Annotated in this window: 11 protein-coding genes; 5 read left to right on the forward strand and 6 right to left on the reverse strand. The window is 58.4% G+C overall.

Annotated elements, in window-relative coordinates:
* The first annotated feature begins 221 nt into the window (after positions 1-221).
* The 4 genes from RCI20_RS02310 (at position 222) to dtd (ending at position 2,414) form a co-directional block, all read left to right on the forward strand.
* Complete coding sequence (locus RCI20_RS02310; RefSeq protein WP_306602904.1) at positions 222-551, forward strand: DUF5710 domain-containing protein; 330 nt, start codon at positions 222-224, stop codon at positions 549-551.
* A 16-nt stretch (positions 552-567) separates the two neighbouring features.
* Positions 568-1,431: a hypothetical protein gene (locus RCI20_RS02315; RefSeq protein ID WP_306602905.1), complete on the forward strand. Its 864-nt coding sequence runs from the start codon at positions 568-570 to the stop codon at positions 1,429-1,431.
* Between the two features lie 71 nt (positions 1,432-1,502).
* Positions 1,503-1,952: an HIT family protein gene (locus RCI20_RS02320; RefSeq protein WP_306602906.1), complete on the forward strand. Its 450-nt coding sequence runs from the start codon at positions 1,503-1,505 to the stop codon at positions 1,950-1,952.
* Positions 1,953-1,961: 9 nt separating this feature from the next.
* Positions 1,962-2,414, forward strand: a complete 453-nt coding sequence (gene dtd / locus RCI20_RS02325; protein WP_306602907.1) for a D-aminoacyl-tRNA deacylase — start codon at positions 1,962-1,964, stop codon at positions 2,412-2,414.
* A gap of 23 nt (positions 2,415-2,437) precedes the next feature.
* Here dtd and RCI20_RS02330 read toward each other — a convergent pair whose 3' ends face one another.
* The 3 genes from RCI20_RS02330 to gshA are packed head-to-tail and all read right to left on the reverse strand — an operon-like array spanning position 2,438 to position 5,787.
* The gene (locus tag RCI20_RS02330; RefSeq protein ID WP_306602909.1) at positions 2,438-3,487 is read right to left on the reverse strand and encodes an FAD:protein FMN transferase; all 1,050 of its coding nucleotides are present in this window, start codon (positions 3,485-3,487) and stop codon (positions 2,438-2,440) included.
* Complete coding sequence (gene gshB, locus RCI20_RS02335) at positions 3,472-4,491, reverse strand: glutathione synthase (RefSeq protein WP_306602910.1); 1,020 nt, start codon at positions 4,489-4,491, stop codon at positions 3,472-3,474. Before gshB ends, RCI20_RS02330 begins: the two co-directional genes overlap by 16 nt.
* Positions 4,492-4,500: 9 nt before the next feature.
* Positions 4,501-5,787 carry a glutamate--cysteine ligase gene (gshA, locus tag RCI20_RS02340; RefSeq protein ID WP_306602911.1) on the reverse strand — a complete coding sequence of 429 codons (1,287 nt, stop codon included), beginning with the start codon at positions 5,785-5,787 and terminating at the stop codon, positions 4,501-4,503.
* Between the two features lie 146 nt (positions 5,788-5,933).
* Between gshA and RCI20_RS02345 the strand changes: the two genes are divergently transcribed.
* Positions 5,934-7,556, forward strand: a complete 1,623-nt coding sequence (locus tag RCI20_RS02345) for an ABC-F family ATPase (RefSeq protein ID WP_306602913.1) — start codon at positions 5,934-5,936, stop codon at positions 7,554-7,556.
* Between the two features lie 122 nt (positions 7,557-7,678).
* Here the strand turns inward: RCI20_RS02345 and fliD are convergent, their stop codons facing one another.
* The 3 genes from fliD to RCI20_RS02360 all read right to left on the reverse strand — a co-directional run bounded on the left by fliD (position 7,679) and on the right by RCI20_RS02360 (position 12,223).
* The gene (fliD, locus tag RCI20_RS02350) at positions 7,679-8,641 is read right to left on the reverse strand and encodes a flagellar filament capping protein FliD (protein WP_306602914.1); all 963 of its coding nucleotides are present in this window, start codon (positions 8,639-8,641) and stop codon (positions 7,679-7,681) included.
* 240 nt (positions 8,642-8,881) lie between these two features.
* Complete coding sequence (locus RCI20_RS02355) at positions 8,882-11,746, reverse strand: EAL domain-containing protein (RefSeq protein ID WP_306602915.1); 2,865 nt, start codon at positions 11,744-11,746, stop codon at positions 8,882-8,884.
* A 66-nt stretch (positions 11,747-11,812) separates the two neighbouring features.
* Positions 11,813-12,223 carry a hypothetical protein gene (locus RCI20_RS02360; RefSeq protein ID WP_306602916.1) on the reverse strand — a complete coding sequence of 137 codons (411 nt, stop codon included), beginning with the start codon at positions 12,221-12,223 and terminating at the stop codon, positions 11,813-11,815.
* Positions 12,224-12,266: the final 43 nt, after the last annotated feature.

Here is a 12,266-nt window from a genome sequence, read left to right on the forward strand (position 1 = left end):
GCGCCAATGATAGTGAGCTTCCGCTCGCGAAAGTAGGTCACCGCCAGGCTCCCACACCAAAAACCCCCCGCAGCATACCGCTACGGGGGGTTTTTACGTCTACTCGGAACAAAATTACCGCCTCAATACCCAACAACACTCAGGACAACGCTTCGTCTCATCCAACTCGTAAACACTCGCCGAAGTTCTCCTAGCAACCCCCCTCTGAACAAGGAATATCCATGCGCTTCAATTTGAAGGTGTCTTTTGCCGAGAAAGATGAAGCCAAGAAACTCGGTGCGCGCTGGGATGCCGCCCGGAAGATTTGGTACGTGGTCAACGATGGCGACCTCGCCGGGTTTTCCCGTTGGTCGCCGACACCGCACGATGAAGGGCAGGCATCTGCGCCGGTAAAGCCTGTAAAAACAGGCGCAACCATCAACCGGCCAACAGCTCATGAGGTACCGGGCAAGGTTTATGTCGGTGCTGACTACCATCCGCAAGCTCGCATTTGCGATTGTTTGCCTTGGGATGTTTGCGACGTCTGTCGTTCTTCTGCATTAAATCATTAGGCTATCGTTTCCCTCCATGCAAAAACTGATTACAGAGTTACAACGGCTATATTTTCACGACCGCCAGCTTGCTTGTAGCCACCGTTTCAGCGACGGCGATGCCACGGTCGATGAGGCATGTCCTTCTCCCTTGATTGCGCTGAGTCCGGCCTTACTGGCCGACTGCCTGAATGGTGAGAGTCGTGTGGCAATTAGCCTGCTTGGGGCTGAACAATCGGTCCGGGCCATGGTTCTCAGTGTCGAACGGGTCAGCGACTGGGAGGCTGTCGCTTCGGTGTTTCACGGGGTGCAAAATGATCTGGATTTACCCGCACCCGCCATAGCCGTTTCCGGGAATAAAGGGTTTGGCATCTGGTTTTCTCTGGCGGATTCGCTCTTGCTTGACGATGCGAAATCTTTTTTGACGGCCCTTTGCCATGAATACCTGGCTGATATCGCCGGCGCCAAACTCGAACTTCTTCCTGGTGAAGCCCCTACGCTCCTTGCCCTGGTTCCGGCGTTTCAGCCGCTAAGTGGTAAATGGTCGGCATTCATCGATCCGAGCATGGGGAGCATGTTTATTGATGAACCCGGCTTGGACATGGCGCCAAACATGGATCGTCAGGCGGAGATGCTGGCGGGGTTGCGCAGCATCACGCGCAGCGAGTTTCAGCAAGCCCAGTCTCGTCTGCAGGCTATGCAGGCAGAAAGATTGGAGCAGGCCGATGTGATGGCACAGGTTTCAGCTTCTCGTTGTCTGCCTGGAGGGCCGTGCGACAGCTATCAGGACCCGAGAAACTTCTTGCTGGCGGTGATGAACGATACCGGCGTAACGATCGAGCACAGAGTCGAGGCAGCGAAAGCTTTGTTGCCCTATTTTTCGGGGCGCTGGCCAGATTAAGATTACGCCCCGAAAGGCGTTTATCCATTCGGGGTTGCCTATTGCAAGAACACATTCAACAAGGAGCCATCATGCCCATGTTTGTCGATACTTCACCGCCGGGTCAGTGCATATTCTGTCGTCTTGTTGCAGGTGAAATTCCTGCCGCTAAGGTCTATGAAGATGACCAGACGCTGGCATTCATGGATCTTGGCCAGGTCAACCCCGGCCATGTGCTGGTTGCCAGCAAGCGTCATGCGGCCACATTGCTTGATCTGACGCCAGATGAAGCGGCTGCAGCGATGCGTACCGCACAACGCATGGCCCTGGCGGTACAGGAAGCATTCGATCCGCCCGGTCTGACCTTGCTGCAATGTAACGGCAAGGCTGGGGACCAGACGGTTTTCCATTTTCACTTGCATGTGGTGCCGCGCCACGCGGATGATGGTATTGCCTTGTCGTGGCCGCGCAAGGACCCGGCACGCGAGCAATTGGAGGCCTATGCGGCTCAATTGCGCCTGGCGCTCGATTCGCTGGCCTGAGTTTTACCTGTGCGTGTCGTGATTCAGCGGGTAAAAGAGGCTTCTGTTGCGGTCGACCGCAATATTGTCGGCAAAATTGGTAATGGTTTGCTTGTGTTGGCCGGTTTTGAAACGACGGATGAAGTGGCCGATCTCGACTGGATGGTCGGCAAGATCGTCCGTATGCGCCTGTTTGCCGATGCCGAAGGGGTGATGAACCTCAGTGTTCAGGACGTTGGTGGGGAAATCATCGCCGTATCGCAATTCACTCTCTATGCCTCGGTCAAGAAGGGGAATCGTCCTTCCTGGAGCCGGGCGGCGCGCGGCGAATTGTCTGCGCCCTTGTTTGATCGCTTTGTCGAAAAACTGGCGATTGAATTGGGCAAGCCGGTTCCGACCGGTGTGTTCGGGGCCGACATGCAGATTACGCTGGTCAATGATGGCCCGGTAACGCTGATGATAGACTCGAAAACACCTGAATAAGCCGCACACTGCAGCGGCCCGATTCAGGGCACGACGGTGATTTCCGGGGGCTGACCGATGTAGTTCAGGCGCTGGTGCAGCGCCTCGGTCACGAAAATCCGGTTATCACGGTCAACGCGCAAAACCATGCCGGTTTGCATTTTCGTCGCCATCGTCCGCCAGTTATCCGGGCCGGCAATGAAGATCGGCTTGGATGCGGCGTCGGATAGCGTGCCGGATTTCGGGCCGGCGGGAATCAGGACGGTAACGGCTTGGGTATGATCGACTGGATATGCAGTCCGGGGATCAATCAGATGCGCGTAGCGCTTGCCGTCGAGTTCGAAGTAGCGCTGGTAGTCGCCGGAGGTGCCGATGGCTTCACCGTTGTCGAGCATGATCGTGGCCAGTGGGCCGGGCTGGCGCGGATGCTGGATGCCGACGCGCCATTTGCGCCCATCCTTACTGCCCAGGGCCATGACGTTGCCACCGATGTTGATCAGCGCGTTATTGATGCCTTGGCTGCGCAGGATGGCTGCGGCGCGATCCAGCGCGACGCCTTTCAGGTAACCACCAAAATCCAGGGCCAGCATCTGGTTGCGGCTGGAGACCGTATTCCCGTCTATGACCAGCTCGGCGACTGACGAAGGGTGTTTTCGCCATGCCGTCAGTGCGCTTTCTGCCGGCATCTGGGCGACAAATTCATCGGCATGAAACCCCCAGGTTTTGATCAGTCGGCCAATGCCCGGATCGAACAGATGGTCGCCCTGAGCGGCCAGCGCTTGGGCTTCGCGCAGGAATTCCGCCAGCTCCGGCTTGACTTCCTGTGATCGACCAGCGGCGATGGCCGCATTGACGTCGCTTAGCTCGGAAGGCTGCCAGGCGTGATAAGCTCGGTGCATGCGGTCGAACTCGCGCAGGACGGCAGCAATGGCTTGCCGGCCCTGTTCTGCCTGCTCGCTGACGACGATGACTTCGACCCGGGTACCAAACACGAAAGCCTGTTGTTCTTGCAGTGGTGCCTTGCCGCAAGCGCAGAGCAAGAGGGCGAGCAGCGCCAGAGCGCCCAGCCGGTAAGTGTTCAGGTAAGACCGCATGCGTGCTCAACGGCTGTGATGAAAGCACCGGCGGCATCGAAACCGCTTTGCTGGCGAATTTCGACCATACAGGTTGGACTGGTGACGTTGATTTCAGTCAGGCAGTCGCCAATGATGTCCAGGCCGACCAGCATGAGGCCGCGCTTGAACAGAATGGGGCCAATGGTTTCGGCAATTTCCCGGTCGCGTGGACTGAGTTCCTGGGCGATGCCGGTGCCGCCGGCTGACAGATTGCCCCGCGTTTCGCCGGCTTTGGGAATGCGCGCCAGGCAATACGGCACCGTTTTTCCGCCGATCAGCAGAATTCTTTTGTCACCATGGGCGATCTCCGGCAGGTAGCGCTGCGCCATGATCGTTCGTTGACCATTGTGTGTCAGTGTCTCGACGATGACGTTCCGGTTGGGATCGTTGCGATGAACGCGGAAAATCTGGCTACCGCCCATGCCATCGAGTGGTTTCAGGATGACGTCGCGCTGTTCATCGATGAAGTGGTGAAGCTGGTGAAAATCACGACTTATTACGGTCGACGGCGTGAATTGGGCAAATTCGGTAATGGCGACCTTTTCCGAATGCTCACGCAGCGCCCGTGGCCGGTTGAATACCCGTACCCCATCGGCTTCGGCTCGCTCGAGCAGCCAGGTGGCGGTGAGAAACTCGAAATCGAACGGCGGGTCCTTGCGCATGATGACCGCGTCGAAGCCCCTGAGCGGAATCCACTCGCGGCCGGTTTCGCGATACCAGTCGTGGTCGTCAGGGCGCAGATGCAGATGAATGCACTGGCCGAAGACGCCGCCGGGATGCCCGGCTTCTGTCTTGCGCCAGCCCAGCGTTTGCGCTTCGATGGCAAAGACATCATGACCGTGGTTGCCGGCAGCCCGCATCATGGCGATAGAGGAGTCTTTCCAGGCCTTCAGGCTATCGATTGGGTCAAGAATGAAGGCCAGCTTCAGTGAGCGGGCACGACCGCCGAGCAGATGCTTTTCGAAATGCAGTTGCTGGGCCATTGGCGTGGTCTAGGCAGCGTCCGGCGCCGTCCGCTCCAGTTCGACGGCGGCCGCAAGGCAGGCCAGTCGGCCGACGACGCCATAGGCGTAGAAGCGGTTGGGCGGCGAGTCGGGATTGCCGCAGCGGTAATCCGGCAGGTTGCAGCCGGTTTCGAAGGCCAGCGGCTCGAAGTGCATGCCCGGCGCATTGAGGTTTTCGTCCTTGCCGCGCCCGGTATGCACGCGGTAGAAGCCGCCGACGACGTAACGGTCGATCATGTAGATAACCGGTTCGGCGACCGCCTCATTCAGCGTTTCGAAGGAGTGCACGCCTTCCTGGATCAGTACTTCGGAGACTTCCAGGCCTTCCTTGACGACGCTCATCTTGTTGCGCTGCTTGCGATTCAGCGCGATGACTTCATCGACATTGCGTACCGTCATGACGCCCATGCCGTAAGTGCCGGCATCGGCCTTGACGACGACGTAGGGCGTTTCGGCAATACCGTATTCGCGGTATTTCTCGCGCACGATGTCGAGTACGGCCTCGACATTCGCGGCCAGGCATTCCTCGCCCTGGCGTTCATGGAAATTGATGCTGCGGCACACCGAGAAGGCCGGATTGATGCGCCAGGGATCGATACCGATGGCGCGGGCGAAATCGTTGGCCACCTGATCGTAGGCAGCAAAATGGTTGGACTTGCGGCGCACCGCCCAGCCGGCATGTAGCGGCGGCAACACGACCTGCTCATCGAGCCCCTGCAGAATGGCCGGAATACCGGCCGACAGGTCATTGTTGAGCAGCACCGCGCAGGGTTCGAAACCGGACACGCCGAGCCGGTTGTTCTTGCGCACCAGCGGTTCGAGCAGCAATTGTTGACCATTGGGCAGGTCGACCGCAGTCGGCTCGGTCAGATCGGGGATCAGCGAACCGATGCGTACTTCCAGTCCGGTCTGCTTGAGGATGGCGGCGATCTGCGCGACGTTCTGCAGGTAGAACTGGTTGCGCGTGTGGTTCTCAGGAATCAGCAGCAGGCTGCGGGCTTCCGGACAGAACTTCTCGATCGCGCTCATCGCCGCCTGTACGCACAGCGGCAGGAAGGCCGGATTGAGATTGTTGAAACCGCCCGGATACAGGTTGGTATCGACCGGCGCCAGCTTGAAGCCGGAATTACGCAGATCGACCGATGAGTAGAAGGGGGGCGTGTGTTCCTGCCACTGGGCGCGCAGCCAGTGCTCGATCTGCGCGCTGCTGTCGAGGAAGCGGCGCTCCAGTTCGAGCAGTGGGCCGGTCAGGGCCGTGGTGAGGTGAGGAACCATGGTGCTGTCTCCAGGTTTTTCGCGCGTTATTGTTGGCCGCGATGTTACACCGCGGTGCACAAAAATGGGGCCGGCAGCCGTGGTCGACCGGGCAAAAAGGGTAAAATCTCGCCCTTATTGAAATACTTGCCGGATCGGAAATCGTCGTGCTCGTTGCTGCCAACATCACCATGCAATTCGGGGCCAAGCCCCTGTTCGAAAATGTTAACGTCAAATTTGGCGAAGGCTATCGCTACGGCCTGATCGGAGCCAATGGCGCCGGCAAGTCGACCTTCATGAAGATCCTGTGCGGCGCGCTGGAATCGTCGGCCGGCAATGTCTCCAAGGATGTCCATGAGCGCATGGCCTACCTGAAGCAGGACCAGTTCGCTTACGAGGATATGCGCGTCCTCGACGTGGTGATGATGGGCCACGAGGAATTGTGGGCGGCGATCCAGGAACGCGACGCGATCTACGCCAATCCGGAAGCCAGCGAAGACGATTACATGCGTGCCGCCGAGCTTGAAGGCAAGGTCGGCGAGTACGACGGCTACACCGCCGAATCGCGCGCTGGCGAACTGCTGATGGGCGTCGGCATTCCAATCGAGCAGCACAACGGCCCGATGCGCGAAGTGGCGCCGGGCTGGAAGCTGCGCGTGCTGCTCTGCCAGGCGCTGTTCGCCAACCCGGACATCCTGCTGCTCGACGAACCGACCAACAACCTCGACATCAACACCATCCGCTGGCTGGAAGACGTGCTGAACAACCGTGATTCGACGATGATCATCATCTCGCACGATCGCCACTTCCTGAACCAGGTCTGTACCCACATGGCCGACCTGGACTACGGCAAGATCACCACCTACGCCGGCAACTACGACGACTTCATGGAAGCCGCGCAGCAGGCGCGCGAACGCCAGTCGAACGCCAACGCCAAGGCCAAGGAACGCATCGCCGAACTGCAGACCTTCGTCCGCCGCTTCTCGGCCAACGCCTCCAAGGCCAAGCAGGCAACGTCCCGGATGAAGCTGATCGACAAGCTGAAGCCGGAAGACGTCAAGCCGTCGTCACGCCAGTACCCGTGGATCCGCTTCGATTACGACGAGAAGCAGAAACTGCATCGTCAGGCGGTCGAGATCGAAGACCTCACCTTCGCCTATCCGGGCAGTGAGCAGAAGATTTTCAACAACCTGACGCTGACCATCAATGCCGGCGAAAAGATTGCCATCATCGGTGAGAACGGCGTCGGCAAGACGACCCTGCTGAAGCTGTTGATGGGCGAACTGCAACCCGGTTACGGCACGATCAAGTGGGCGGAAAAGGCGCAACTGGGCTACTACGCGCAGGACCATTCGGCCGATTTCCAGAGCGACATCAACCTGACCGACTGGATCGCACCCTATGCCCGTGATTCGGCTGGCGAAGGCGGCGATGTCGAAACCCTGATGCGCGGCACGCTCGGCCGTCTGCTGTTCTCCGGCGATGACGTCAAGAAGGCGGTCAAGGTGCTTTCCGGCGGCGAGCAGGGTCGCATGCTGTTCGGCAAGCTGATGCTGTCGCGGCCGAACGTGCTGTTGATGGACGAACCGACCAATCACCTCGACATGGAATCGATCGAAGCGCTCAACTCCGGCCTGGAAAAATTCCCCGGCACGCTGGTCTTCGTGTCGCACGACCGGGAGTTCGTCTCCTCGTTGTCGACCCGCGTGCTCGAAGTCAAGGGCGATGGCAAGATCGTCGATTACCTTGGTGGTTACGAGGATTACCTGGCCAGCCAAGGCGTTCAGTAAGCCCGTCTCGGCAGTTCAGCGGGAGAAAAGCCGAAGGTGAAGTGCCTTCGGCTTTTTACTGTGTGGTGAGCCAAATCTTGCGGTCAACCCGCGTATTTGGCCGATTTTGTACCGGATAAAACTCAGGCAGCGCTGCCGTAAGTCGTGTTGTAGGCGGCCAGTGCCTTGGCTACCAGTGCGTTTGGCTTGGCCGGATCGCCCAGCCCGAACTCAGCCTGCAACGAAGTTTTGTTGCGGTCGATGTAGTCGATGACCCGGTCAAGATTACTCAAGCGGTTGGGGATGAAGTTGCCGTCCGAATTGAGCAGTTCCGCCGATTTGGCAAAGTTGGCGCTGAACTCCCGGATGGCGTTGCTGACACCTTTCTTGTTGCTGGACATCAGTGTATCGAGCCGCTTGGTGTCGAGGCTCGCCATATTGGTGTGCGGATCGATGCTCAAGCCGAGATCGCCCATGCCACGCACACCGTCCATGGCACCGTTGAAGAAATTCTCCACGCTTTTTTCCAGTTCCCACTGCGAAGCGGTGGCGGCATGGGTGCCGGCGAGCAGGCCGCCGTCTTCCAGGTTTTCGTCAAAGCGGTCTATCCAGCCGTTATAGGCGTCGGCAAAGGCTTGCAAGCTGCTTCGGATTGCCTCCGGCGTGCTCGTTTCGTCGATCTCGCCGAGCTTGATGCCTTCCTGCTGCATGCGCTGCAGATAGGATTTCATGTCCTTCATTTCGGACAGTTCGGCTTTGTAGGTCACTTCCCGTGTATTGATGACGCTCATCATCCGGTAGGCTGATTCCGGATCGAACAGGCTGGTGTTGCGGCCAGACGTGGAGAGTGGCGCCGAAGCCGCATTGCTCGGGCTTGGGGGATTGCCGAACAGTGCAGCGAGGCGCGAGGCACCTTGGCCGATATCACTTTGCATGGCGGAAGAGATCAGGGTGTCGATCGACTGTGACTTGAAGTCGGCCATACGCAATTTCAGCGATGACAAAAAGTCAGCGCCTTCGGTCTGGTTTTCCCCCGATAGCCCAGCCTTGCTAGCCATGAGCCGGGAAAAATCCAGATTCGTCGTGCTGATTGCATTGACTGACATATTGCCTCCCGCCGGTAAAGAAGGCAGTTTGCCTTCTTGTGCTTTGGTCAACGCAATAACTGCGCCTGCTGTTGCTCAGTCATTGGTACAAGGTGCACGATTTTCGGCCAGCTTGCTTGTGGCAAGCGATGCCGAAAGAATCGTAGGCGGCTTGGCTGAATAGATGTCGGCTGTCCGGCAAGGGATGATCCTTGAAAGCGGCAATTCTTGCCCCGCCATCCGGCGGCTGTCTGCACCCGGTTAGGCTGGGTGGTGCGCTGCGCTGGGTGACAGATTCAGCGATTGCAGCAGGCGTTGTTCGAGTTCTGCCGGTGGCACCGGCCGTCCGAACAGATAACCCTGGTAGGTGTGGCAGCCCTGCAGGGCCAGGCAATCGCGTTGTGCTTGGGTTTCCACGCCTTCGGCGATGACTGCCAGGTTGAGACTTTGTGCCAGCGCGACAATGGTACGGGCGATGGCGACATCGTTAACGTCGGTCAGCAGGTCGCGCACGAATGACTGGTCGATCTTCAATTGATCGAGCGGCAAGCGCTTCAGGTAGGAGAGCGATGAATAGCCGGTACCGAAGTCGTCCAGCGAGAAGCTGATGCCACGGGCTTTCAGTGCGCCCATCTTGTCGATGACTTCCTGAACATTGTCGAGCAGCAGACTTTCGGTCAATTCCAGTTTGAGTTTTTGCGGATCGGCACCGGTGCTGTCGAGCGCATTGAGTACCTGGTCGACGAATTCCGGTTGGCGGAATTGCAGTGCGCTGATGTTCACGGCAATGCCAAGATGTGCGAGCACCGGATTTTTCGACCAGTCGACCAGTTGCTGACAGGCGGTCTGCAGAATCCAGTGGCCGAGCGGCAGGATCAGGCCGGTTTCTTCGGCCAGCGGAATGAATTCTCCGGGGGCAATCATGCCGCGTACCGGATGTTGCCAGCGGAGCAAGGCTTCGGTGCCCTGGATGCGGCCTTCGGCATCGACTTGTGGCTGGTAGTACAGCTCGAACTGCTGCACCTCCAGGGCGGCCCGCAAGTCTTTTTCCAGCATTGCCCGGGCAGTAATCGTGGCCTGCATTTCCGGATCGAAGAAACGCAGGGTGTTGCGTCCCGCTTTCTTTGCCTCGTACATCGCGAGGTCAGCATGCTTCATCAGGTCGTCGACACTGCTCGACTGATCGGCGAACATGGTGACGCCGATACTCGGCGTGTTGTGATACGGGTAACCGTCCAGATCGTAGGGCTGGCCGAGTATCTCAAGTATTTTCTCGCCCACGGCTTCGGTCTGGGTGGCGGCTTCGTTCGGGTTTTTACTCAGGTCTTCGAGTACGACGACGAACTCATCGCCGCCCAGGCGGGCGATGCTGTCGGCCTTGCGGACGCAGGTGGTCAGACGCTGTGCAACCTGTTGCAGGAGCAGATCGCCTTTTTCATGGCCGAGCGTATCGTTGAGCACCTTGAAGTTGTCGAGATCGATGAACAGGAGGGCGCCGGTTCGTGTATTGCGATCGCTCAAGGCAACGGCTTGCTGCAGGCGGTCGATCAGCAAGCGGCGGTTGGGCAGGTGGGTCAGCGGATCGTAGAAGGCGAGATACTTGATTTCCTGCTCTGCCGCCTTGCGCTGGCTGATGTCGGTCAGTGTCGAGACATAGTGGGTGAGGGTGCCGCTGCTGTCGGTGACGGCAGTAATGGTCAGCCATTGCGGGTAAACCTCGCCATTTTTGCGCCGATTCCAGATTTCACCCTGCCAGGCATTGGTTAGCCTGATGCTTTCCTTCATGTCGCTATAAAAATTGCTGTCGTGACGCCCTGAAGCCAGTAGTCCCGGTGTCTGCCCGATTGCTTCGTCGGCGGCGTAGCCGGTGATTTCTATGAATGCCTTGTTAACGCGCAGGATGACATTTTCGGCATTGGTGATGAACATGCCTTCCTGGGCTTCGAAGGCGATGGCGGCGATGCGCAGGTCGGCATTGGCGGCTTCGGCCTTTTGACGGGCAATGTAAAGTTCGTCCTGAGTGACTTTTTGCTGCGCCAGAAATTCGGAAAAGGCTTCCGACAGGTGATCGGTTTCCTTGCAGCGATGTGGTAATGCCGGGGGGGGACTGAGGCTGCGTGATGACTTCAGGAAGTTCGACAGGATTTCCAGGGGGCGGGTAAAGCGGCGCACCACGAGGGCAGTGATGAGCACAGCCAGGATCAAGGACAGGATGGTGAACAGCGTTACCTGCAGGCGCAATTTGTTGACCGACTCGAAGGCTTCGCTGGAGGGCAGGACAGCAGCCAGCACCCAGTTGGTGCTGGGCAGGCGCTTGAAACTGAACAACCCCTGCAAACCCTGGCTATTCACTGCCTCGACAGTGCCTTCGAAGTCATCATCGAGTGCCCGGTCAAGTTGCTGATTGGCTCCCGGGTCGGTGATCGGTTTGAGTATCCGGGTTTTGTCCGGGTGCATGATGGTCAATCGTTCCTGGCCGACCAGGTAGAAATAGCCGGATTGCCCGACCTTGGTGCTGGACAGTGGTTCCAGCAAGCGCGAGCGATGCAGATTGACCACGCCGCCCATGATGCCGACCAGCTTGCCGTGATCATCCAGAATGGGGACTGAAATGACCACGATGGGTTGTTTGGTGGCTTTGCCCAGAATGGGTTTGGAGATGGTGGTCCGGCCCTTGACCATGACCCCCTGAATATAGTCGCGCTCCGTCATATCCAGGCCGCGTCGTCCAGGGGCTACCGGCCAATCGACCAGCAGGACGCCTTGGGCCGAGAACAGGTAAAAATCATCAATCAGTGTGTACAGGCTGGGGGAATTGCGGAAATAGCTTTCGACCGCTACCGGGTCGTTGATGGACTCGAGCGGAAATTTGCTCGCCATCGATTCCAGAACGGCGACGCGGATCAGTACCTTGTCGTCCAGTTCGGCCGCCAGGCGGCTGACCAGTACCTCAAGTTGTCCGGAAAGGCTTTGTCTCAACTCGCCACGGGCGGCAGAAAATAGCAGCAACGCGTGGATCAGGAGAATCAGGCTCAGGACCAAACCAACGGCGAGACCGATCTGGGTTCGCAGGCTGAGGTGCCGGAGGCTGATGCCCGATTGAGAGGATGACTTCGCTGAATTCACAAACAGGCTGGGTAAAGAGGTTACGGATTTGCAGGAGGCTGCATATTACCAGCAAGGTTGCAGGGGTTATTGCTCTTGTGCACGGGCTTGGCGCGATTCGTTCGGGTGGGAAAACGGCTTCTGGCACATGATCATGCCGCGCACATAGCCGAGCAGCCAGACCAGCGAAATGAAGAGGCCAAGCCTCGTCGCCATGTTGAACAGCAGGACAATTCGATCTGGCTGATCGCCGCCGAGCTGGCGGTCAGCCAGATACCAGAGCACGGCGGTCAGGAGCGATAGCACATAGGCTCGGCGAGTGCTGACAAACCAGGCGACGAGGGCAATAGGCAGCATGAAGAAAAGCTGGAATTCGTAAGCCGGGCCGGCTAGCAGGTGCAGGTAACCGATGCTGCCGACCAGCATGATGGCGATTAGCCAGAGGCCGACCTTGGTTGTGCGCTCGGGCGTGCAGAGGAGGATTTCATGTATTTTCATATGCCCATGTTCGGATATTCCAGCCCGGCAATCAACCGCATTG

Source organism: Azonexus sp. (assembly GCF_030824335.1).
Lineage (GTDB): Bacteria > Pseudomonadota > Gammaproteobacteria > Burkholderiales > Rhodocyclaceae > Azonexus.

Excerpts from the sequence above, each read along its gene's own strand:
- RCI20_RS02315 (WP_306602905.1), top strand. The coding sequence starts at position 568 with ATGCAAAAACTGATTACAGAGTTACAACGGCTATATTTTCACGACCGC.
- gshA (WP_306602911.1), bottom strand. The coding sequence starts at position 5,787 with ATGGTTCCTCACCTCACCACGGCCCTGACCGGCCCACTGCTCGAACTG.
- RCI20_RS02310 (WP_306602904.1), top strand. The coding sequence starts at position 222 with ATGCGCTTCAATTTGAAGGTGTCTTTTGCCGAGAAAGATGAAGCCAAG.
- gshB (WP_306602910.1), bottom strand. The coding sequence starts at position 4,491 with ATGGCCCAGCAACTGCATTTCGAAAAGCATCTGCTCGGCGGTCGTGCC.
- fliD (WP_306602914.1), bottom strand. The coding sequence starts at position 8,641 with ATGTCAGTCAATGCAATCAGCACGACGAATCTGGATTTTTCCCGGCTC.
- RCI20_RS02330 (WP_306602909.1), bottom strand. The coding sequence starts at position 3,487 with ATGCGGTCTTACCTGAACACTTACCGGCTGGGCGCTCTGGCGCTGCTC.
- RCI20_RS02360 (WP_306602916.1), bottom strand. The coding sequence starts at position 12,223 with ATGAAAATACATGAAATCCTCCTCTGCACGCCCGAGCGCACAACCAAG.
- RCI20_RS02320 (WP_306602906.1), top strand. The coding sequence starts at position 1,503 with ATGCCCATGTTTGTCGATACTTCACCGCCGGGTCAGTGCATATTCTGT.